The sequence below is a fragment of the Acinetobacter populi genome, assembly GCF_002174125.1.
Taxonomy (GTDB): Bacteria; Pseudomonadota; Gammaproteobacteria; order Pseudomonadales; family Moraxellaceae; genus Acinetobacter; species Acinetobacter populi.
This window is the reverse complement of record NZ_NEXX01000001.1, coordinates 53,049-75,570: the sequence shown is the minus strand read 5'-3', so window position 1 is coordinate 75,570 and position 22,522 is coordinate 53,049. Positions and strand designations below refer to the sequence as shown.

Annotated in this window: 16 protein-coding genes; 9 read left to right on the top strand and 7 right to left on the bottom strand. The window is 41.0% G+C overall.

Annotated elements, in window-relative coordinates; all coding sequences use genetic code 11:
* Positions 1–28 precede the first annotated feature (28 nt).
* From CAP51_RS00320 to CAP51_RS00310, 3 genes are read left to right on the top strand one after another with little or no spacing between them, the layout of a single operon-like run.
* Positions 29–1,120: an ABC transporter permease gene (locus tag CAP51_RS00320; RefSeq protein ID WP_087618729.1), complete on the top strand. Its 1,092-nt coding sequence runs from the start codon at positions 29–31 to the stop codon at positions 1,118–1,120.
* A gap of 30 nt (positions 1,121–1,150) precedes the next feature.
* Positions 1,151–2,071, top strand: a complete 921-nt coding sequence (locus tag CAP51_RS00315; RefSeq protein WP_087618728.1) for an ABC transporter permease — start codon at positions 1,151–1,153, stop codon at positions 2,069–2,071.
* Positions 2,072–2,117: 46 nt separating this feature from the next.
* Positions 2,118–3,488 (top strand): amidohydrolase family protein, encoded by a 1,371-nt coding sequence (locus CAP51_RS00310; RefSeq protein ID WP_087618727.1) that lies wholly within the window; start codon positions 2,118–2,120, stop codon positions 3,486–3,488.
* An 88-nt stretch (positions 3,489–3,576) separates the two neighbouring features.
* On the opposite strand, the gene CAP51_RS00305 is transcribed toward CAP51_RS00310, so the two are convergent.
* Positions 3,577–6,186: a Lon protease family protein gene (locus CAP51_RS00305; protein WP_425426720.1), complete on the bottom strand. Its 2,610-nt coding sequence runs from the start codon at positions 6,184–6,186 to the stop codon at positions 3,577–3,579.
* A gap of 187 nt (positions 6,187–6,373) precedes the next feature.
* Here CAP51_RS00305 and CAP51_RS00300 point away from each other — a divergent pair, with 187 nt between their 5' ends.
* Complete coding sequence (locus CAP51_RS00300) at positions 6,374–8,515, top strand: AmpG family muropeptide MFS transporter (RefSeq protein WP_087618725.1); 2,142 nt, start codon at positions 6,374–6,376, stop codon at positions 8,513–8,515.
* A gap of 241 nt (positions 8,516–8,756) precedes the next feature.
* On the opposite strand, the gene CAP51_RS00295 is transcribed toward CAP51_RS00300, so the two are convergent.
* A complete protein-coding gene (locus tag CAP51_RS00295; RefSeq protein ID WP_087618724.1) occupies positions 8,757–9,431 on the bottom strand; it encodes a dienelactone hydrolase family protein in 675 nt (224 codons plus the stop codon).
* A gap of 179 nt (positions 9,432–9,610) precedes the next feature.
* On the opposite strand from CAP51_RS00295, the gene CAP51_RS00290 reads away from it, so the two are divergent.
* On the top strand, positions 9,611–10,555 hold the full coding sequence (locus CAP51_RS00290) for an NAD(P)-dependent alcohol dehydrogenase (RefSeq protein WP_087618723.1): 945 nt from the start codon (positions 9,611–9,613) through the stop codon (positions 10,553–10,555).
* Between the two features lie 61 nt (positions 10,556–10,616).
* Here CAP51_RS00290 and scpC read toward each other — a convergent pair whose 3' ends face one another.
* From scpC to CAP51_RS00275, 3 genes are all read right to left on the bottom strand, one after another.
* A complete protein-coding gene (gene scpC, locus CAP51_RS00285) occupies positions 10,617–12,101 on the bottom strand; it encodes a succinyl-CoA:acetate CoA-transferase ScpC (RefSeq protein WP_087618722.1) in 1,485 nt (494 codons plus the stop codon).
* A gap of 143 nt (positions 12,102–12,244) precedes the next feature.
* Positions 12,245–13,414 carry a thiolase family protein gene (locus CAP51_RS00280; protein ID WP_425426719.1) on the bottom strand — a complete coding sequence of 390 codons (1,170 nt, stop codon included), beginning with the start codon at positions 13,412–13,414 and terminating at the stop codon, positions 12,245–12,247.
* Positions 13,415–13,513: 99 nt separating this feature from the next.
* Complete coding sequence (locus CAP51_RS00275; protein ID WP_087618720.1) at positions 13,514–15,295, bottom strand: acyl-CoA dehydrogenase C-terminal domain-containing protein; 1,782 nt, start codon at positions 15,293–15,295, stop codon at positions 13,514–13,516.
* Positions 15,296–15,807: 512 nt separating this feature from the next.
* Between CAP51_RS00275 and CAP51_RS00270 the strand changes: the two genes are divergently transcribed.
* From CAP51_RS00270 to rpmE, 4 genes are all read left to right on the top strand, one after another.
* Positions 15,808–16,416 carry a TetR/AcrR family transcriptional regulator gene (locus tag CAP51_RS00270; protein ID WP_087618719.1) on the top strand — a complete coding sequence of 203 codons (609 nt, stop codon included), beginning with the start codon at positions 15,808–15,810 and terminating at the stop codon, positions 16,414–16,416.
* 168 nt (positions 16,417–16,584) lie between these two features.
* Positions 16,585–16,986 carry a lactoylglutathione lyase gene (gene gloA / locus CAP51_RS00265; protein WP_087618718.1) on the top strand — a complete coding sequence of 134 codons (402 nt, stop codon included), beginning with the start codon at positions 16,585–16,587 and terminating at the stop codon, positions 16,984–16,986.
* Between the two features lie 159 nt (positions 16,987–17,145).
* The gene (locus tag CAP51_RS00260; RefSeq protein ID WP_087618717.1) at positions 17,146–18,123 is read left to right on the top strand and encodes a bile acid:sodium symporter family protein; all 978 of its coding nucleotides are present in this window, start codon (positions 17,146–17,148) and stop codon (positions 18,121–18,123) included.
* Between the two features lie 222 nt (positions 18,124–18,345).
* Positions 18,346–18,570 carry a 50S ribosomal protein L31 gene (rpmE, locus tag CAP51_RS00255; protein WP_087618716.1) on the top strand — a complete coding sequence of 75 codons (225 nt, stop codon included), beginning with the start codon at positions 18,346–18,348 and terminating at the stop codon, positions 18,568–18,570.
* Positions 18,571–18,646: 76 nt separating this feature from the next.
* Here the strand turns inward: rpmE and CAP51_RS00250 are convergent, their stop codons facing one another.
* Together CAP51_RS00250 and CAP51_RS00245 are read right to left on the bottom strand one after the other, a co-directional pair.
* Positions 18,647–20,767, bottom strand: coding sequence for an EAL domain-containing protein (locus CAP51_RS00250; RefSeq protein ID WP_087618715.1), 2,121 nt, complete (start codon positions 20,765–20,767; stop codon positions 18,647–18,649).
* On the bottom strand, positions 20,764–22,512 hold the full coding sequence (locus CAP51_RS00245) for a hypothetical protein (protein WP_087618714.1): 1,749 nt from the start codon (positions 22,510–22,512) through the stop codon (positions 20,764–20,766). Before CAP51_RS00245 ends, CAP51_RS00250 begins: the two co-directional genes overlap by 4 nt.
* Positions 22,513–22,522 lie beyond the last annotated feature (10 nt).

Genomic DNA, 22,522 nt, shown 5'->3' with positions numbered 1-22,522 from the left:
GAAGTGTTGACTAAAACTAGGTGACAAAATGCATTTATTAGAACCTCGAGAACATCCTTCTCGCTTAATGAAGTGGCTCTCTCCAGTTGTTGCATTACTGGCAATGCTGATTGTAGGCAGTATTTTATTCATGCTGTTGGGTGTGGATCCTCTACAGGCATTGTATGTTTTTTTTATTGAGCCGATTACTACGTCCTATGGCTGGAGTGAGCTGGTGATTAAAGCCAGTCCATTGATTCTGATTGCGTTGGGACTGGCCGTTGGCTTTCGTGCCAAGTTATTTAATATCGGTGCCGAAGGTCAGCTCATCATGGGTGCAATTTTTGGTGGTGGTGTAGCCATTTTATTTCAGAATCAGGTCGGTTTCTGGATTCTACCTTTGATGATCATCATGGGTGCATTAGGCGGTGCAATCTGGGGTGGTATCCCGGCAATCTTAAAAACCCATTTTAATGCCGAAGAAACCCTGACCACATTGATGCTGAATTATGTGGCGATGTTTATTTTACTGTATTTGATCAATGGGCCGTGGCGTGATCCAGATGGCATGAATTTTCCACAAACCATTATGTTTAGTGAAAGTGCAACCTTGCCGATTATTTTTGAAGGAACACGGGTCAACGCATCAATCTTTATTGCCATCATCGCAGTCATCGTCTTTTGGATATTTGTGAAAAAAAGCATGAGCTCCTATAAATTGGAAGTCAGCGGACAGGCACCTCTTGCGGCTCGATATGCGGGTTTTTCTGCCAAACATGCAGTATGGACCAGTTTGATTATTTCCGGAATGATGGCGGGCATTGCAGGGATTTGTGAAGTGGCAGGCCCGATTGGTCAGCTCAATCCAAATCTTTCTCCGGGTTATGGTTATGCAGCCATTATCGTGGCGTATTTGGGACGATTGAATCCGCTGGGCATCGTGTTATCTGGTCTGTTTATGGCACTGATTTATCTGGGTGGTGAAATGGCACAAATGCAATTACAACTACCTGTTGCAATTACCGGGATTTTTCAGGGCTTATTACTATTTTTCCTGTTGGCGTCTGATGCCCTGATTGAAAACCGCTATCGTTTTGCCAAGAAAAAAGTTAAAGCAGCTGATGCTTTAGCCAGTCAATAACTTGTTGTCAACAGTAAGAGGACGCACAAAATGGTTTTAGATATTACAGCAATTTTGGCAGGAACTGTGGCAGCAGCAACACCACTGATTTTTGCCGGTTTAGGTGAATTGGTTTCCGAACGTACCGGAGTGATTAATCTGGGGGTAGAAGGCATGATGCTGGTGGGTGCAATTGCCGGTTTTGCCTTTGCCGCACAATACGAAGCCAGTGTCGCCAGTGCCTTACTGGTTGGTGGGCTGGCAGGTATGATCATGGCACTGATGTTTGCTTTTTTTACGTTATCTTTAAGTACCAATCAATCGGCCTGTGGTTTGGCATTGACGATTTTTGGTATCGGGATTTCTGCCTTTATCGGGCAAAATTATGTCAGTACTGCTTTGCCGGGTTTGGGTAGTTTAAATATTCCATTATTGTCAGAGATTCCTTTCATTGGGCCGATTTTATTCCAGCAAAACTATGTCGTGTATTTGTCTATTCTGGCCTTTTTCATTGTTTGGTGGGTACTGGCAAAAACACGTCTGGGCTTGTTGTTAAAAGCGGTAGGTGAATCGCCAGAGAGTGCACATGCTATGGGATATAACGTGTTGGCAATTCGTTATGGTGCAGTGTTGTTTGGTGGTTTGATGGCAGGCATTGGTGGTGCATTTTTATCGACAGTTTATACGCCAATGTGGATTGAAAATATGGTGGCAGGGCGTGGCTGGATTGCCATTGCACTGGTGGTATTTGCTGCATGGAAACCAACCCGTTTGATGTTGGGTGCTTATTTGTTCGGTGGCGTAACCATCTTGCAATTTCATGCACAGGCACTGGGTATTAATGTTCCGAATGAGTTTTTAGCTGCCTTACCGTATGTTGCAACCATTATTGTATTGGTGATTATTTCTCGTGATAAAAAATTATTGAAAATGAACTTGCCAGCTTCACTGGGTAAAACTTTTGTGCCTTGATCTAAGCGTTGTTTCTTTTAAATTGTAAATGAAGTTTGGTGATGGAATGAAGATTATCAGTGCTGACTATGTATTGACCATGAATGCTGCGCTGGACTGTATTGCCCAAGGAGCGGTATTGATTGATGGCAGTATTATTCAGGCGGTTGATTCGCTACATAAGTTGACACAACGCTATCCTGAGGTAGAAATACAGCATTATGCCGATGCTGTATTAATGCCGGGATTGATCAATAGCCATTGTCATTCCGGATTGTTGCGGGGAACAGCCGAAGGATTGCCGGTATGGGATTGGTTGCAGCAATATATTGATCCAATGCATCGGGTATTGCAGGCGAATGACGCAAAAGTTGCTTCTTATTTATGTTATGCAGAAGCGTTATTGTCCGGTACAACCACAATAGTAGATATGTGGCGTTATATGGATGGCAGTGCCGAAGCTGCAAAAAATCTGGGAATACGTGCAGTCTTGGTCCCTTATGTTGCAGAACATCCAGATCATGACTATTTTGAAACTTTGGATAGTAATGAAGCCTTGATTCAGCGTTGGCATCAACAAGCGAATGGTCGGATTAATGTCTGGGTAGGGCTGGAGCATTTATTTTATGCAGAACCAGCAGCGTTGCAACGCATTTTAAAGCTGAGTAATGACTATCAAACCGGTTTTCATACCCATAGTAATGAAAGCCGCTATGATGTTGCAGAAAATCTAAAGCGTTATGGTATGCGCCCGATTCAAACACTTGAAAAGCTTGGATTGCTTGATGTACCGCATTGTCTACTGGCACATTGTGTCTGGACGGATGCCGAAGAAATTAAGATTCTACGAGATCATCAGGTTGGTGTGGCACATAATCCGATTTCCAATATGAAACTTGCTTCCGGCGCAGCACCGATTGTCGATATGTTGGCGCAAGGTGTGGCTGTTGGACTGGGTACAGATGGAGAAAAAGAAAACAATAATCTGGATATGTTTGAAGAAATGAAAACAGCCTCGTTATTAGCGAAATTTTCCCAATTAGATGCTGCGGCACTGGATTCATGGTCGGTTTGTCAGATGGCGACCAGTGTGGGCGCACGGGCATTAGGCATGGAAAAATCCATTGGTTCAATTGAAGTCGGTAAGTATGCCGATATGATTGCCGTTGATATTGCAACGCCCCGTATGACCCCTTTGATTGATCAGGGCAAGTTATTTAATCTCCACACCAATCTGGTGCATGCAGTACAGGGGCAGGATGTGCGAATGACCATGGTCAATGGTGAAGTGGTTGTAAAAAATGGCAAGTTATTACATGCCGACTTGCAGGATTTAATTGATCAGGTCAATTTGGCTGCACCGGAGTTGTTTAGACGACGAGAGCAATGGTTAAGTCGACATGGGCAGGCAATTAACGAATTACAAAATTCGTTTTAGCATGATGATAAAAAACTAGCCTGATAAAAATATCAGGCTAGTTTTTATGGGCTCACATCATGATCACAGTAGTCGTAACCACTTTAAGTTATGATGATTTAGGATTGGCAGCGGTTTTTTCCAGTTCATCTACAACAGGCTGCTCATCTTTTAGTTTGGCTTTTTTCTTGGTTTTTTTCTTTTTCTTCTTTTGTTCCTCTTCAATATCACCATCTTCGACGGCTTGCCAATATTCCAACTGTTCCATTACCGCAGCAAAAATAGAATCCTTGCTATAACGACCTTTTTTGTCCAGTGTACCCACTGCACGCGACATCAGGATTTCCAGTGCCTGTTCAATGGTATCGATGGCATGAATATGGAATTGTCCTTGTTCAACTGCATCAATTACATCCTGACGCAGCATCAAATGTTGCATGTTTTGTCGTGGAATGATGACGCCTTGTTTACCGGTAAAGCCTTGTAATTTGCAGGCATCAAAGAAGCCTTCAATCTTGGCATTCACACCGCCAATCGGCTGGACTTGTCCCAATTGGTTCATGGAACCAGTGATAGCCCAGGATTGATCAATCGGAATCTGGCTGATGGCAGAGATGAGAGCAGACAGTTCGGCAACAGTTGCACTATCGCCATCGACTGCACCATAACTTTGTTCAAACGCCAGTGCCGCAGAGAAATGGAGGGTTTGGGTGCGTCCAAAATGGGCTTTCAGGAAGCTTGCCATCAATAACACGCCTTTGGCATGTAACGAACCGCCTAGCTCTACGCTGCGTTCAATATCCAGAATATCGCCGCCGCCCTGATATACCGAGGCAGTCAGACGAGAGGGCAAACCAAACTCGACATCGGCATAATGAATCACCGATAAGGCATTGATTTGCCCCAGACGATAGCCTTTGGTTTCAATTAATTGTGTACCACGCGATAAATCCTGCCAGTACAATTCACGCAGATAACCCAGACGATATTGACGATGCTTTAAAGCAAGACCAATATGCTCGGCAGTGACAATTGTTTCATTTTTTTGAACCGCATGATGATTGGCTTCTCTGATTAAATCCCCTAGTGTAGAGGCGTGTAAAGAAAGCGATTTCTGATCTTCGGCCTGACGGCTGGAATCGGTCAGTAATGCTGCCAAAGCAGAACGGTCAAAAGGCAGTAATTTATCTGCCTGTACATAGTCGACAATGAGATGAATGTAGGCCTGCTCATTTTCTTCATTGCGGGTCAGGGTGTCGGTGAAATCGGCACGGATTTTAAAGACGCTGCCGAGTTCCGGTTCATATTCCAGAATTTCATAATAAATTTGTGGCTCTGCCAGCAAAATCACTTTGACGTGCAGGGGAATGGCTTGAGGTTCGATGGAAATACTGCCGGTCAAGGTCAGCATATGTTCCAGTGATGAGAGCTTCAATTGTCCCGATTTCAAGGCACGTTTTAAACCTTGCCAAGCATAGGCATGTTCCAGCAGTTGTTCTGCTTCTAGAATCAAGAAGCCACCATTGGCACGATGTAATGAACCAGAACGGATCAAAGTAAAATCGGTAGTGATGGTACCCATTTGCGTGAGCTGTTCCACATGACCCAATAGGTTGTAATGGGTTGGAAAATCCTCAAAAATAACCGGTGCGCCAGAATTAAGCTTGTGTGTGGTAATCACATTGACCTGATAACGGGCAGGGACACGGTTAAATGTGGTCGGGCTAAAATCTTCTTCTTCACGATCCAGAATCAATTCAACATGATTGATAATATCCTTTGCATACAGTGTCAGATAGCGTTCCAGACCTTCTACGTGTTCAAAGCGATTTAAAATGGCTTTGATTTTTGGTTCAACCACTTGTTTGGCGATATCATGATTGAGATCAACCACTTTATCTCGCGCGATATCTTCCAAACTTCCCAGCTTGGAACCTAGACGCTCGAGTTTTTTGTCCATATAGCGCATATTGGAAGCAATTTTGATCCGCTCTTTGGAACTCAAGGCGTCAATATCTTCTTGTGTCAGTTCCGGCGCTTCTGTAGTGCTGGCATCATAGGGCACAAAACAGTGTTCTTCATTTTTGGACACCAGTTTTAAGGACAGGGTTTCACCTTCTTGTGTCAGTTCAATCAGGGCATTTTGTTGTTGTTGACTGATTTGCCCACGGATGGCTTCAATTTGCTTTTGATACACTTCTGCGCCAAAACGACGTTCCAGTTGTTGCAAAATCGCAATCCACATGTCATGTATGGCTTTTTGGAATTTTGGTGCTTGTCCTGCGGTTAGTTGCAAGGCAATTGGCTGACGGGCATCTTCAAAATTATTGACATACACCCAATCTGGTGGTGTTGGCAATTCTTTGGCATGTTGTTGCAGTAAACGCTTGATCATGGTGCGTTTACCCAGACCTGCGGTACCGACAGCAAAAATATTATAGCCGGAGTAAGGTAGGCTAATGCCTGCTTCTACTGAAGCCTTGGCACGGTCTTGCCCTAAAAAATTGTTTAGGGGCTTAATGCGTTTGGTCGAACTTGGAATTTTTTCTAGGTCGGGAATATGGGTCAGTTGTTGCGTTTGCAATCTGGTTTGCGAAATGGTCTGACCAATGTGTGGATTGTTTAAGGCACTCGATTGATTTTGTTCAAGTTGAAAAGGCTGAGCATGAGATTGTGTTTCGGTAATAGCATTGTGGACAGCATTTTGGTTTGAAATCACAGAATTTTCCATAAAACGAGGTATTGGGTCGTATAAACAGTGTATATAAAGGTGACAGTTTTATTGCTTTAATTCAAGTGTAATTCTAAGATTACATCTCTTCGTTTGCTTCGTCAGTAAAAACTTGTTAGAAAAACAGATTACTGCTTGCAGATATCTTTATCGGTTGATAGGAAAATAATCATAGATGAGCAGTAAATCAAAAAACTGGGCCAATGCATTTTCAGCATTTTTGGACCGTCGTGCCATCATTATGCTGTTTTTGGGCTTCTCGGCAGGGATTCCCATTCTTTTGATTTTTTCCAGTTTGTCCTTGTGGCTAGGTGAAGCAGGCATCAATAAAAGTGCAGTGACCATGTTTAGCTGGGCTGCTCTTGGTTATTCCTTTAAATTTGTCTGGGCACCATTAATCGATGAAATTCCAGTACCGTATATGACCAAGAAACTGGGACGCCGCCGGGCATGGCTATTGATTGCCCAGTGTCTGATTATTTGTGCGATCTGTGTCATGGCGATGTCTAATCCGGCACTGGGACAAAGTGCTTTAATACAAATGGCAGTCGGGGCAGTGTTGTTAGGGTTTGCTTCGGCTACACAGGACATTGTAATTGATGCCTACCGGATTGAACTGGCTGAAACCGAGATGCAGACTGTACTGGCATCAACTTATAATGCTGGCTACCGTATTGGCATGATTGTGGCAGGGGCAGGTGCTTTATTTATTGCCTCTGGTTTGGGGACAGCCAAAGGCAATTATATTTATGAAGCATGGCAGAGTACCTATTTCATCATGGCAACTGTGATGGTAATTGGTTTGATTACCACGTTGCTGGTCCGCGAGCCACAGGTTAACCGGGTCTATAAAAATTATCAAAAATCTGATTATTTACGTCTGGTGATAGTATTTTTATGTGCAGTTGCCAGTTTTGTGACAGCATTTATTGTGCTAGGACAGGTGATTGGACAGATTGCTGTCGCCGATCCATTTTTATCTTTTGCTTTGGAAGCCGTGCGATTTATTGGTTCTGGTGTCATTGCTTTTGTGGTTGGCACCTTATTGGTCAAAGCCGGTGCAGTCAATAAACAGATGGCCGTTGAAACTTGGGTTGCCCCAATTGCAGATTTCTTTAAACGCTACGGGGTCAAACTGGCACTGGTACTATTACTGTTGATTGGTTTTTTCCGTATTTCCGATATTATTGCCGGGGTGATTTCCAATGTCTTTTATCAGGACATGAACTTTAGTAAAGAGCAAATTGCCGAGGCGGTCAAAATTTATGGGGTGTTATTTACCTTAATTGGCGGTTTTCTCGGTGGATTGTTATCGCAGCGTTTTAATATCATGAAAGTGATGTTTATCGGTGCGGTACTTGCCAGTAGTACCAATCTGATTTTTATCGGATTGGTCAAGTCTGGTGCTGCCACTTCAGATGTGACGGTCAGTGTCGGTGGACAGCAGTATCAGGCCAGTACCGATGAAGTCGGATTCTGGAAAGTAGAAGTCCCTAGCAGTGTTTTAATGAATGACAAGGAAATTGTTACCAGCGTTGCCTATCAAAATCGGGATTATCAGGTGCAACGTCAATTGCCTTTTCTACATACACAGCCCGACCAACCGATACAAATACAATTTTTACCTTTAACTGGTGATGGTGTTTTACAAAAAGATGAACTGGGCCAAAGTCTGGTGGTGGACGGACAAATCTTGGGCTTAAATGCAGAGCAGCTGGCGCAAAAAAGTGTGGTGACATTGGCATTGGATGGTCAAAATTTTGAAGCCAAAATTGATCAAAATGGCAGCTTTAGTGTAGCAATTCCAGGCGACACCTTAGCGAAAGCCAATCGCCATCAGATCAGTGCACGTTATGCACTCGGCACACAGGAATTACAAGCCCTGACCAGTTATCAGGTTGATACAGCAAGCCATTCGCAAAGCTATCAATTGAATAATTTACTTGATCCTTTACCGTTAATTGATCCTCATCAGGCAAGTTATACCGTATCGGGTAAAGTGGTGAAAGAATATAGCAAATTATGGCTCTATCTTGCCATTGTGATGGATAATCTGGCATCGGGTTTGGCGGGTGCAGCATTTATTGCTTTTCTGTCCAGTTTAACCAGTGTGTCATTTACCGCAGTACAGTATGCAATTTTTAGCTCCTTGATGACCTTAACACCAAAAATTTTGGGTGGGTATTCGGGTACAATTGTGACCAATATCGGCTATCCAAATTTCTTTTTGATGACCACTTTGATTGGTATTCCGATTCTAGTTCTAGTGGTTTGGGTGGCAAGGTTGTTGCGGCAACATGAACAGAATATTTCCTAAAGGGTGGGTGATTACATTTTAGGAAACATGCTTAGATGAGTATTTGGTTGCCAATGTCGACAGTGTATATTTCCAATTTTAGCTGGATGATCAGCATTGCTTGGATAATGCAGTGATAATATTGATGCCTTGTCTACTGAGCAAGGCATCAGTTTCTTATCATTATATACTTCACGGCCAATGTCGCTAATAAAATACAATTGAGGTATATGAAGATGGTAAATCGCTTGATCAATGGATTTTAATGTTTTAATTCCCGCTCAAAAAAATCCAGCGTGCGTTGCCAGACAATTTTGGCATCAGCTAAACCACGGCTTAAACTGCGAAAACCATGTGGCATATTGTAGGTATAAGCTTCCACTCGATCACCTAAAGCAGTGATTAATCTATTACGTTTTGAGGCAGGACAAATAGGATCTATATTGGACCAATGCCCTTGGAGTAGGCGAATTCCATCTAGTGTTTCATTATTGGGAATTCCACTACCTTCCATTCCCAGAGAATGATGATAGACCACAGGGGCTAATAGATCTGGACGTTTTGCCATTTGGATCACATAACCTCCTGTCAAGCATTGACCTAACATGCCTAAACGTCCATTGCATTGTGGATCATTTTTTAATATGTCTAGTAATTCATTGATTTCTTGATTGGTATCACTATTTATACTATTCGTTCGTCCGGCTTTCGACACCATGGCACGTACACAATAACGCACAGCACCGCCTGTAAATAAATTTGGCAAGTAAACCAGATAGCCCATATCAGCTAATGCCTGTGCATCTTCACGATAAAAATCCAGTATGCCAAAAAGCTCATGTAACAATAAAATGCCCGGTGCTTGTTCGGGCTGTTTTGGGCTATAGATTTCAACATCTATATCACGGATGGAAGTACTTATTGTCGCTATTTTCATTTTAATACCTTGATTGTTTTCCAGCGAGTGTTGCCGTTTAATGTATATTTGACAATATGTATTGTCAAGTGTAATAGAGTTGTATATAAATACACCTATATGTGAAGGTTTATGTTTTATTATTTTTAAGCACAATTCATGATCCACACCTTTCTCGCTATATAACAGGATTGATATCAATGGAAGCAATTACAACAAAAGGCTGGGGTTTAAATGCAAAATTATCTTTAGCACAGGTTAAATCGCCGCATTTATCCGATGATGATGTGCTAGTAGAGGTACATGCAGCCTCGGTTAACCCCAAAGATTGGAAATTAAATTATCATTTGTCTGTATTACTTACTCCTGTCACGACAAAGTTTCTTCCGCCATTATTTGGCGATGATCTGGCTGGCATTGTGGTGAGTAAAGGCAAAAATGTCAGTCAATTTGATCTTGGTGATCGGGTTTATGGTATGGACATGCGTTTACGTACTGCATCATTGGCAGAATACACCTCAATCAATCAAGGTCGGATTACGCATATACCTGAACATTTGAGTTTTCAGGAAGCAGCATGTGTACCGCTTGCCGCACAAACTGCGTTACAGGGATTAAGAAAGGGTGGTGCTAAAGCTGGCAGTTCAGTTCTTATTATTGGCGCATCAGGTGGAGTAGGAACCTTTGCTGTACAGATTGCAAAAGCACTCGGTTGTCAGGTCACGGCAGTCTGTAGCACCCGTAATATTGAGTTGGTTAAGTCATTGGGTGCGGATGAGATTATTGACTATACTTTGGGAGATTTTAGAGCCAGTGCAGGAACATTTGATCTGGTTTTTGACGTGACTTCTCATGAAACAGCAAAAAGTTGTAAAAAGTTACGAGGAGACAATGGCTACTTTATTTCTACAGGTGGGAATGCAACAGCGGTATTGGGAACATTTTTCCATCGCGCAAAACATACCGCTTTGATTAAAGTTGAGTCCTATAAAGAGGATCTGGATCAAATTTCACAATGGATCGCGGCCAGTCAAGTCAAGGTGATTATCGACAGTATTTATCCTTTGGTTGATAGTCAAGCCGCATATGAACGTAGTCGTTCCGGACGTAGTCAAGGTAAAATTGTGATTCAGATAAAATCATAGTGATAATTAAGAATTATGGTAAATCTAGGCTGTTGTTAAGCAACAGCCTGATTATAATCTATTACATATGACCGGTTTGTTCCAGCTTGTCATGCCAAGATAAGGCTTCCCTTAAAATATGTGGTGTGTGACCACCAATCGCACAGGCTCGATCAAAATAATCATTCAGTGCTGCCTGATAATCAGGATGTACACAGTTGTCGATGATAACGCGGGCACGTTCCCGTGGCGCAAGACCGCGTAAATCTGCCAAACCTTGTTCTGTGACCAGAATATCCACATCATGTTCGGTATGATCAACATGACTTACCATCGGCACAACGGAGGAAATTGCACCGCCTTTGGCAATGGATTTGGTCACAAAAATAGAAATATGTGCATTACGGGCAAAGTCACCAGAACCGCCAATACCGTTCATCATGCGTGTACCGCTAACATGGGTTGAATTAACATTGCCATAAATATCAAATTCAATCGCTGTATTAATGGCGATGATCCCTAGCCGACGAATCAGTTCCGGATTATTGGAAATTTCCTGTGGACGCAGCACAATTTTATCTTTGTACTGATCCATATGCGCAATAACACGTTCTGCATATTTTGGGCTGACGGTTAATGAACAACCGGAAGCAAAAGTCATTTTGCCCGTATCAATCAGATGAAAGGTACAATCCTGTAATACTTCTGAATACATTTCCAGATTTTTGAAGTTTGAGGTTTCAAAACCAGCCAGTACCGCATTGGCAATGGAACCTACACCGGATTGCAATGGCCCCAGATTTTCAGGCAGACGACCTGCGGCAACTTCCTGCTCAAAGAAATGAATCAGATGATTGGCAATAATTTGCGTGTCTGCATCAGGATCTGTCATTAATGCTGGCGTATCGGGAATATGATTCTCCACAATTGCCACGATTTTTGCTGGATCAACTTTAATGCCAATTGTACCAATCCGATCATTTACTTCAATCAGTGGAATAGGGCCGCGATGAGGACGGGTAGCAGGTGCATAGACATCATGCACACCTTCCAACGTTACAGGCAGGGTGTGATCAATTTCTACAATCACTTGTTTTGCCATATCGACAAAACCCGCAGAATTACCAACTGATGAGGTTGGAATGATATAGCCTTCTTCGGTAATGGCAACCGCAGAAATAATGGCAATATCAGGTTTCGCAATCATATGATGGCGCATTTGATCTAATGTTTCAGATAAATGCTGATCGATAAACATCACTTCGCCACTGTTAATGGCTTTACGTAATACGGGATCTGCCTGAAAGGGCATACGACGTGACAGGGCATGGGCAGCGGCAAGCTTGCCATCAATCTGATTACCTAGACTGGCCCCTGTGACAAAGGAAATTTTAAGCGGATGGGTCTTGGTGTGTTCTGCCAGTGCCAAAGGCAAACTTTTGGCATCGCCTGCACCGCCAAAGCCACTCATACCCACAACCATGCCATTTTTAATCAGTTGTACAGCCTGTTCAACTGGCATGACTTTATCTTGTACAGCAGCTAAACGAATACGATTTGTAGACATCGTGTTTACTCACCTAGATTTGAAGCATGAAAAATCCTGTCCCTACGTTGCAAAACGAGGAAAATGAAAATTTCAGTCTGTAAAATTTTTAAATTAAATGAGGAATACGCAATGGCTTGTATTCATCATTTAATGTGCTGGAATTAATAGAGTTCAATCGCGATAGCAGTTGCTTCACCACCACCGATACATAATGCCGCAATACCTTTTTTACCACCTGTGCGTTTTAAGGCATGGATCAGCGTGACAATAATGCGTGAACCGGATGAACCCAATGGATGACCCAATGCACAGGCCCCGCCATTGATATTGACTTTTTCTGCATCAAGCGCAAAAGCATCAATTGCAGCCATAGTCACCATGGCAAAGGCTTCATTGATTTCCCATAAATCCACATCACTTGCTTGCCAGCCAGTCTGTTTTAATACTTTTTCAATGGCACCAACGGGCGCAATGGTAAACTCTGACGGATGCTGTGAATGGGATGCATAGGCCAGCACTTTTGCCAAGGGTTGCAAATGACGTTGCTGTGCTTGCTCTTCAGACATGATGACCAATGCAGATGCACCATCACTGATGGAACTTGAATTTGCCGCAGTAATGGTACCGTCTTTGGCAAATGCAGGTTTCAGTGTCGGGATTTTTTCGATATTGCCTTTGGCTGGTTGTTCGTCTTGTGCAAAAATCACCTCACCTTTGCGGGTTTTAACCGTGATCGGTGCAATTTCGTCTTTAAAGTAACCTTCGCCAATGGCTGTCTGGGCACGAGTCAGTGAGCGAATGGCAAACTGATCCATTTGCTCACGGCTATAGCCTTTTTGATCGGCCATTTGCTGTGCCAGCACACCCATAGACAACCCGGTTTCGGCATCTTCCAGACCTTCAAGGAACATATGATCCTTGATCTCGCCATGACCCATACGATAGCCTGTGCGAGCTTTGGGTAACAGATATGGGGCATTGCTCATGGATTCCATACCACCAGCCACCACAATATTGGCGCTGCCAGCTTTAATCATGTCTGCTGCCTGCATCACAGCCTTCATACCGGAACCGCAAATTTTATTGATGGTGACAGCACCGGTAGAATCAGGTAATCCAGCTTCACGCATGGCTTGACGGGCAGGACCTTGCTTAACGCCTGCGGGTAAAACACAGCCAAAAATCACTTCATCAATATCATTTGGGCTAAGATTGGCCCGTTCAACTGCTGCCTTGATGGCAACTGCCCCCAGATTTGGTGCAGTCAATCCGGATACCGTCCCTTGAAAACTTCCCATTGCAGTTCGTGCTGCATTTACAATAACGATCATTTTGATTTTTCCATTGCTTTATTGGGCTAAAACAAGTATTGCCCATGATGATGGTATACCCATTGGCAATACTTGGGTTTAATGATTTAAGCCAATCATTTAAGATTGTGCAGTGAAATAATCCTGAGAAAACTTCATGATCAGGTTTGAACCTGCCTGAATATTTGCAATTCGGGCAGTCAGATTCGGCAAGAATTTGGTTGCAAAATATTCTGCAAGTACCAGTTTGTTTTGATAAAACTCGCCTTGCTGGTCTTTGGCAGCATTGGCAATTTTGGCAAACATATAACTAAAGCTGAGTAAACCAACCGCATGTAGATAATCTACTGCAACTGCATTTGAGAAATTTGCTTCAACTTTGGCTTGTTCAATAATATATTGTGTTACGCCTTCGACTTCATTACATGCAGCCAGCGTTTTATCTTTAAGCAAGTTTAAATCTGTATCAAGTGTATGACTGAAGTCACGGATTTCGGCAATATATTCTGCGATAAACTGACCATTATTTTTAATGGTTTTACGACCAATTAAATCCTGTGCCTGCACACCATTGGTACCCTCATAGATTTGGGAAATACGCAGATCACGAATACATTGTTCCATGCCCCATTCCCGGATATAGCCATGGCCACCAAAGCACATTTGTGCATCAAGTGTAGACTGGAATGCCATATCTGTTAAAAATGCCTTGGCAATCGGCGTTAATAAAGCAACACGATCATTGGCTTTCTTCACTGCTTCGGCATTCGTTGAGAATTTGGTGATGTCGAGTTGTTGACCAACATACACGGCAAATGCACGAGATGCTTCATTATTGGTACGGACATTAAGCAACATACGGCGTACATCGGCATGCACCAGAATACTGTCTGCTGGTTTTTCCGGTGATTGGGCACCAGTCACGCTACGACCCTGTAAACGGTCTGTGGCATATTGTGCGGCATTTTGATACGCAAATTCAGATGCGCCAATGCCTTGAATCCCCATGGACAGACGTTCATAGTTCATCATCACAAACATGGCTGCCAGACCTTCGTTCTCTTTACCCACCAAGAAACCTTTGGCCGCATCAAAGTTCATAACACAAGTTGCAGAACCTTTAATCCCCATTTTATGTTCGATTGAACCTGCACTCACCGGATTACGTTCGCCCAGAGAACCATCTTCATTGACTAGAAATTTAGGCACGATAAATAACGAAATCCCACGAGAACCTGCCGGTGCATCTGGAGTTTTTGCCAGAACAAGATGGATAATATTCTGGCTTAAATCATGCTCGCCACTGGTAATAAAGATTTTTGTACCAGTGATATTATAAGAACCATCAGTATTTGGTTCTGCTTTGGTTTTGATAATTCCTAAATCTGTACCGGAATGGGGTTCGGTTAAACACATGGTGCCTGACCATTCCCCAGTGTACATTTTTGGCAAATACGTTTCTTTTTGCTGTTGAGAAGCGCAGTTATTTAGCGCCATGCCTGCACCGACTGTTAATAGCGGGTAGAGCATAAATGCAGGATTGGTGGCAAAAATCATTTCATCGGCCAGTACGGTTAACATTTTCGGCATGTTCTGACCGCCCCATTCCTCATCGGCACCCAAACCAATCCAGCCACCTTCGGCATATTGGGCAAATGCCTCTTTGAAGCCTTTTGGTGTCGTGACTGTACCTTGATTAAAATGGGCACCTTCTTCATCGGCATTACGGTTTAAATCCAGAATCACATTTTTGGCAAATTTGGACATTTCTTCTAAAATTGCATCTGCCGTTGCAATATCAATATGGTTTAATTTTTCATTGTTTTGCCAGAATTGGTCTGCTTTGAATACATCATTCAAAATAAAGTGCATGTCGGCCAGAGGCGCATTATAAATTGCCATTTTAAAATCCTTTTGCAATTGACCAACGCATCAATGGCAGTTGATCAAAGAGGGAGATAGAACATATACCGAGTTCAGTTCGGTCACGATCAATGGCGAAAACAATAGAATAAATCCGGCAAAAAAGGAATTTTTGCACTTTGTTCTGAACTTGTCGGTTCCCAATCATTGACTTTTTTGTAAAACTATGAACTTAAAATTTGTTTTTTGATAAAATTAAAGCTTATCAACTACTTTAGTCGTATAGTAATTTGATAAATGATTGTATTTATTTGCTAAAAAATACTATGAATGATTAAATTATGTTCAAAACATCATTAAGACTTGAATTTTGTAAGCTAATGGGATTATTTTAAATAGGCATGTAATGCATTTTTGATCAGTGCATTATTTTGATCTCTTCACGATAAAAGACATCTCATATTTTGGATTGCATACAGATTTTACGTAAATTTGTAGGATGTAATTCGGGATATGAAATTATCTCCTGATGTTATTTTTAGGTATTGGCAATGAATATGCAAGCTAAAGATCATTTTCTTTCCCGTAAAGAAAAAATCTTATTTATGGCAGAAAAATTATTGTTGGAAAATAATCAGGAAATTACACTGGAGGAACTGGCCTTTGAGTTGGATATTGCCAAGGGCACGATCTATCGTTATTTTAAAAGTAAAAATCAGTTATTTTTGGAACTGATTATTTTAAATGAAAAGCGGTTACTGGAAATATCAAAAAAATATAATAGTAGTATTGGCTTATATATCTCGAAATATATGTTATTTAATATGTTGAATTCCAATAGAACCATCATGTTACATATTATTGAGGAAGATTTAACCAATAAAGAGAAAAAACTCAATCAATTGTTTAATGAGCTGTATCAAATTCGGGATGAAAGAATTTTATTGATTAAGGATATCACGCAGGACTATCTGAATACGCAAAATAGTTCAATTTCAATACGTGATTATTTGTCTTATGTGTGGTCATTAACTTATGGTGCTTCATTATTGTTAAATTCAACACATTATCAGAAATCAATTGGCTCCCGTGAACGATTGATTAAGCTATACATTAATCAGGCCTTTATGATTACCAGCCAAAATAATATCCCCAAATAAAATTAACTTGATGATATTTTTGGAGGTGTTGATTTAAAATCACGCGCCACTTTAATTCTGTTGATATTGGCAGAATTTAATAAAATAATCCTGCAATTTGATGTTTATACAAGAAAACTTTATATTAGCAATGATGTTGTTTAATGTTAAACCTTAGGAATAGTAACTATGCGAATGCTACATACCATGCTACGAGTAGGCAATCTGGAACAGTCTCTCAAGTTCTATACTGAAGTGCTCGGTATGCAATTATTGCGTAAACGTGATTATGAAGAAGGACGTTTTACCCTTGCTTTTGTTGGTTATGGTGATGAAGAACATCATACTGTACTCGAGCTGACCCATAACTGGGACACTGATCATTACGATTTGGGCAATGCTTATGGACATATTGCCATAGGTGTGGATGATGCTTATCAGGCCTGTGCCGAGATCAAGGCACGTGGGGGGAAAGTCGTACGTGAGGCAGGGCCGATGAAAGGTGGTGTGACGGTAATCGCTTTTGTTGAAGACCCAGATGGCTATAAAATTGAATTAATTCAACAAGATCAGAATGCACGAAATAACTAATACCGTTATGTTGAATTTATCCTATATAGATTTGAACAGATAAAAACAGGTTAGAAGGGAATAAATAAATCTCTTTCGTAGATTTGCTTTATCAATAAAGCTCAGTATGATAGCGAAAGTTTGCGATTCGACTGGGCTTTTTTGCCAAATAGGGACGTTATGTTTAAATTATTAGCCATAGACCGTTTTACAATATTATTGGTATTGATGGTCATTCTGGCAACCATTGTGCCGATCAGTGGTCAGCCTGCACAGATCTTTAATACACTCACCACCATTGCAATTGCCATTTTATTCTTTTTACATGGGGCGAAACTCTCTCGTGAAGCAGTGGTGCAGGGAATTATGCACTGGAAATTGCATGCGCTGGTGTTTGCATTTACTTTTGCAATTTTTCCCATTATTGGTTTAATGGCTAAACCTGTTTTACTGCCTTTATTGGGACAGCAACTGTATTGGGGCTTCCTGTTCATGTGCTTTTTGCCCTCAACGGTGCAATCTTCGATTGCTTTTACTTCGGTAGCAAAGGGCAATGTGGCTGGTGCAGTATGTAGTGCTTCATTTTCTAATATTGTTGGTATGTTTATCACCCCGATTCTGGTGAGCTTTTTTATTCTGGGTAAAACCCAGCATGATTTCGATCCAACCGCTTCTATTATCAAAATTTTATTACTGTTGCTGGTGCCTTTTATTTTGGGGCAAATCCTCAGACCTTATGTATTTCCATTGATGAGTAAAGCCCCCAGTATCGTCAAGGCATTTGATCAGGGCAGTATTTTGATGGTGGTTTATGGCGCATTTAGTAGCGCTGTGGTCGCCGGGTTGTGGCATCAGGTTAATGGCTGGACCTTATTCTATCTCACCTTGGCCTGTTCGGTTTTATTAACCATTATTATGCTATTGGCCTATTATTTACCGAAATGGTTAGGCTTTAATCGTGAGGATCAGGTCACTATCTTTTTCTGTAGTTCGAAAAAAACACTGGCCAGTGGTGTTCCTATGGCTCAGATTTTATTTATTGGACAACCGCTGGGTATGATTGTGTTGCCGATTATGATTTTCCATCAGATCCAGTTGATGGTCTGTGGTGTGATTGCTGCAAAATGGTCAAAACAGGCACAGCAGCAGGAAGAATAAAACACGAGAAGGATTAGCTATTCTGACAAAGTTTCGCTATAATACGCGCACTTGTTGTGCCTTGCTCTGACACTTGCAGTCTCGGTGGGCCAAAAGAAATGGTCTGTTGTCGTGTTTGTCTGCTGAGTTGAGCTTTTGCAAAATTTAGCCTTTTCCTCAAGTTTTGAGAGTGATGAATTGCGATGGCAGCTTAAGCCTTTCTTCATTTAGGAGTCATCGACCATGCGTGCCGATATTCACCCAAAATACCAAACATTAGTTGCAACCTGCTCATGCGGTAACGTGATTGAAACACAATCTGCATTAGGTAAAGATACAATTTATCTGGACGTTTGTTCAGCATGTCACCCATTCTATACAGGTAAACAAAAATCTGTAGATACTGGTGGTCGTATTGATAAATTTAAACAACGTTTTGCTGGTATGTCTCGTAGCATCAAACGCTAAGATACATCGTCAAAATGATAAAAACGGGCAATTTGCCCGTTTTTTTGTGTCACATAAAAAGTTGGAAAAGTGCAGTTTAACCTGCACTATCAAGGAAATGATTTTGTTTTGCCTGAAAATAATCGCCTTGTAAATAACGTACATCAATATTCCAAGCATTGGCAAATAGGGTCATGTCATTAAGTTCGCTGATTAGGAATTTAACATCATGATCATATTGTTTAAATGAATCCAGTTTCTCCTGAAGTTCAACCAGACTGTCATCATGAAGGAGTTGTACCGTAAACTCAGGTGCCAATTTTGCAAATGAAATCTTGAGTTGTTGCAAGATATTAACGCAATAGATGGATTGACCAAAATTGGTAACGGCAATGCCAATATTATAATCCTGAATCGCCTGAATAAATTTCGCAGTGCCACTGATATTGGCCAAAATATCCTGTTCTTCAAATTGAAGAATCAATGGGCGGGTATATTTTGAATTAATTAGATTAACCAGTTTCGATAGCAAGGGAATGAGGTTGGGATCACTCAGGCTAATTGCATGGAGATTGACCACGATACGACTTTTAGGGCAAGTGGTCAGGAATTGATGCAGGCGTTTTGACGCTTCTACCAAGACCCAGCGATCGGCTTTGATGGCCAGTTCTGGATTGGCCGCTAAACCTGCAAAAGTCTCCAGTGAAACAGCCTTATTCTCATATTGAAAACTGGCGGTCACTTCATAAATATGGGTGTCGATATCTTCTTTGTCATACAACTGTTGAAAAGATAACTGAATGGTATTTTGATCAATTTGCTCAGAAAGTGCTTTTTGTGTGGCGTCACTGGGCACGTTATAGGATAAGGCCGGTTCGGGCGTTACCTGTTCGGTAATTGGTACGCCAAAATTGATTTGTATTTTTTCTGGTACAGCTTCAGCTGAACTGGTTAATTTAGTTTCCAGAATCACAGCTTTGGGGTCAAAGCTTTGTTTAAAGGTTTGTTGCAGTAATGCAGTAATCTCATTTTCTTGTGGTAAATGATCCAGTAATTGCGCTGATAAATGAACATTGACAGGATAAGTTTGCTGCAAAATATTGAGTTGTGTCGGAAGCTGTACAGAAAGTTTTTTAAGATTTTGTGCCAAGGTGGCTTGATCATTCACTGCCTGAGTGGTTAAAAATACAGTTTCTGATAATCTTAAAAATTCATTTTCGGTCAGCGATGCCAGATTTTTCTCTAATTCGGCAAAATAAGCCCGACTACTATTCCATGTTTGCGCAATGACCTGTTGTGGTAGTTGATCTACAATATACAGAATGACTGCCAATTTTGAATTTTGGATAAATGCAAAGTTTAGTAGATCGTATACGTCCTGTACTGAGGCAAAACCCGATCCCTGCTGTCCAATCTTTGCTGTAGACAACTCATTTTCAGTTACAATAATGAGTTGTAAGGCAGGTTCATCGTCAAATTCGGCATTAGAAAATTGTAGACGCAGGGTATGATCTTTTAAATGTGGATTGCGACTAGTAATCTCTAAAACAGGTTGACTTAAATCACCCTTTGAAAGTTTTTTAAAGAATTGCTTAAATTCAGTGATATCTTGTGGTTGCAGAATATCAAGAATAGGTAAACCTGAAAATTCTTCCGGGTCGTTGGCACCGAATAACTTTGCATATTGTGGGTTTACTGATAAGTGTATGCCTTCTTGAAAAATAGCCACAGCATGTTCAGTGGTTTCAACCAGACTTTGGGTTTGCTGTTGTAATTTATCAATTTCCAGATTGAGTTGTAGTTCACGGCGAACCAGACGACTATAAATTGAGGCACGATATAAACTTAAGGTGAGATGATCCAGATGTGTGTGATCAATGATGTCATAAATACCCAATTTTAAGATTTTCAGTGCTTCAGAACTTTTGGTATTCATGTCACTAAGCAAAATCACCGGAATTTTTTTATTTTTGCCATGAATAATGCTAAGTGCTTGTTCAAAATTAAAGTCATAGGCTGCATGAAAAATAATCACATCCCACTGTAGGTTGAGCATCTTTTCAAACGACTTCTGATCGTCCAGTAATTTACCTTGTACCCCATTTAGGTGCTGTTCCAAAGTTTCAGTAATTTTATTAAAGGTGATTTGCTGATTATCAACCATTAAAAAACGAATGACATGACTTTGGAGCTTTTTATCAGTGGTTGTTAATTTCATTTAAGAGATTCCCACAAATCTTGTGTTTGTAACGATGTAAGTTGATGCTGAAAATATCGATCCATCAGGGGCTGTTTTGATCTTTCGAGTAAATCAAAACTAAAGCTGGCACAGCTCTGTGTCAATATGCTGCTTTGCTTTAAAAAGATTTTAAACTCATTTTGCCCCATGCGTAGCAACAAGTTCTGATTTTCATAAAATACTTGCGCACTCGGTAAGATGATGGCGTAATCCTGTTCATCATTTTTATATAAAATTGCAGGATGATAAATGGTTTGTGCAGTATTTTGCTTTGGAATAGAAACGGCTACAGGGCACATGGATTTGGTAATTAACTCAATACCAAATTCCAGTGTCTGGTGATTGGTCTGTTTCATCCAGCGAATCAGCGCACCAGTCCAGAGCGCCTCTGGATTTTCTTTAATTAGAATAAATTCGCCTGTTCTTAAATTTCGGATGACCTGATTATGCCATTGTAATCCATAACCTCTTTCACTGCGGTTGGTAATTTCGGCATGATAGATTTTGGTAATTTCGGCATTAAATCGTTGTTCATAGGTACGTGAAGAGAGCTGAATTTCTCTATCGCCCGTAATTTGAGAAAGAACCTGATTGTTACTTTGCAGCGAAAAGTCGATGTCTAAATCCAGCGTTTCCTTAAAATGTTTCGCATGCGATAAAAAGAAATGTGCCGAGGTAATGCCGAGTGTGACTTCAAGGGTGCCTTGATCTTCATATCTAGGCCGAATTCGGGTTGGATTTAGATTAAGTGTGGTGACAATATGGCGTTTTAAAACATGCGTTAAAGATTTTTCTTCTGTCTTGGAATAATAATGTGCATTTGGACGTAAGGTGGATTCTATATAGGAAGCCAGCTCCATTGTATTGATATAATAAAAGTTTTTATCCTGTACATCTTTATGTAAATTTAATTTTGGACCAATATCGGATTGAATATCAAGATAATAGTGGCTTTGTGTGCCTTGATTTTTAGAAAAATGAATCAGTGAGGTCCAATAAGAAATACATAGCATTAACTCCTTGATTTCAGACTGGCGTAGTTTGTGGCTATTCAATAAAAATAGCAGAATTAACTGTGCAAAAGCTTTTTCGGTAGAGTCAATGTTGCTAGGTTGCTCAGTTATTTTTTCAACTTTATCGAGATTAAAGTGATATTCACAGGCGATCTGATAAATACGATATGCCGATGTCCAGAAGTTTTTAGGGACATCAAGATAGAGCAATTGTAAGGAATAGAGTAGATTGGTCAGATGGTTGATGGCTAAAATTGCGGTCTGTTTACGGAATATATTTAATTTCTTCTTTAAATTAAAATCGAAGAAAGAAAATTTATGGGTTTCTAATGTTGCCTGGGTACGTTTAAATAACTCGATATATAACAAAGCATGATTGCTTTTAATTTCCAGCACCAGTTCGGAAATTTGTTGATCACGTTTGGTATCTAGCAATGAATTACTTAGATAATGTTGTTCCAGAGACAATAACAGATGAGATAGATTCGGTTCGATTTGCTGAATGATCTGAAAACGGACAAAATCATGGCAATTGAAGCGCCGCAATTCAAGTAAGGTAATAAAGATTTGTTTTGCGGCTTCACCCAGTTCAAGCTCTGCTAACGATGCGGTCCAGACATCAACATCTGTTTTAAGATTGGTGATATAGGTCAAATGATCAAGATCTAATACAATAACTTCACGAAACAATTTGTCTAGCTTTACCACCATTCTTTGCACC

Coding starts and splice junctions, on each gene's coding strand:
- CAP51_RS00295 (WP_087618724.1), bottom strand. CDS start 9,431: ATGAAAATAGCGACAATAAGTACTTCCATCCGTGATATAGATGTTGAA.
- rpmE (WP_087618716.1), top strand. CDS start 18,346: ATGCGTGCCGATATTCACCCAAAATACCAAACATTAGTTGCAACCTGC.
- CAP51_RS00280 (WP_425426719.1), bottom strand. CDS start 13,414: ATGATCGTTATTGTAAATGCAGCACGAACTGCAATGGGAAGTTTTCAA.
- CAP51_RS00320 (WP_087618729.1), top strand. CDS start 29: ATGCATTTATTAGAACCTCGAGAACATCCTTCTCGCTTAATGAAGTGG.
- CAP51_RS00250 (WP_087618715.1), bottom strand. CDS start 20,767: ATGAAATTAACAACCACTGATAAAAAGCTCCAAAGTCATGTCATTCGT.
- CAP51_RS00310 (WP_087618727.1), top strand. CDS start 2,118: ATGAAGATTATCAGTGCTGACTATGTATTGACCATGAATGCTGCGCTG.
- CAP51_RS00245 (WP_087618714.1), bottom strand. CDS start 22,512: ATGGTGGTAAAGCTAGACAAATTGTTTCGTGAAGTTATTGTATTAGAT.
- scpC (WP_087618722.1), bottom strand. CDS start 12,101: ATGTCTACAAATCGTATTCGTTTAGCTGCTGTACAAGATAAAGTCATG.
- gloA (WP_087618718.1), top strand. CDS start 16,585: ATGCGAATGCTACATACCATGCTACGAGTAGGCAATCTGGAACAGTCT.
- CAP51_RS00270 (WP_087618719.1), top strand. CDS start 15,808: ATGAATATGCAAGCTAAAGATCATTTTCTTTCCCGTAAAGAAAAAATC.
- CAP51_RS00300 (WP_087618725.1), top strand. CDS start 6,374: ATGAGCAGTAAATCAAAAAACTGGGCCAATGCATTTTCAGCATTTTTG.
- CAP51_RS00315 (WP_087618728.1), top strand. CDS start 1,151: ATGGTTTTAGATATTACAGCAATTTTGGCAGGAACTGTGGCAGCAGCA.
- CAP51_RS00275 (WP_087618720.1), bottom strand. CDS start 15,295: ATGGCAATTTATAATGCGCCTCTGGCCGACATGCACTTTATTTTGAAT.
- CAP51_RS00260 (WP_087618717.1), top strand. CDS start 17,146: ATGTTTAAATTATTAGCCATAGACCGTTTTACAATATTATTGGTATTG.
- CAP51_RS00290 (WP_087618723.1), top strand. CDS start 9,611: ATGGAAGCAATTACAACAAAAGGCTGGGGTTTAAATGCAAAATTATCT.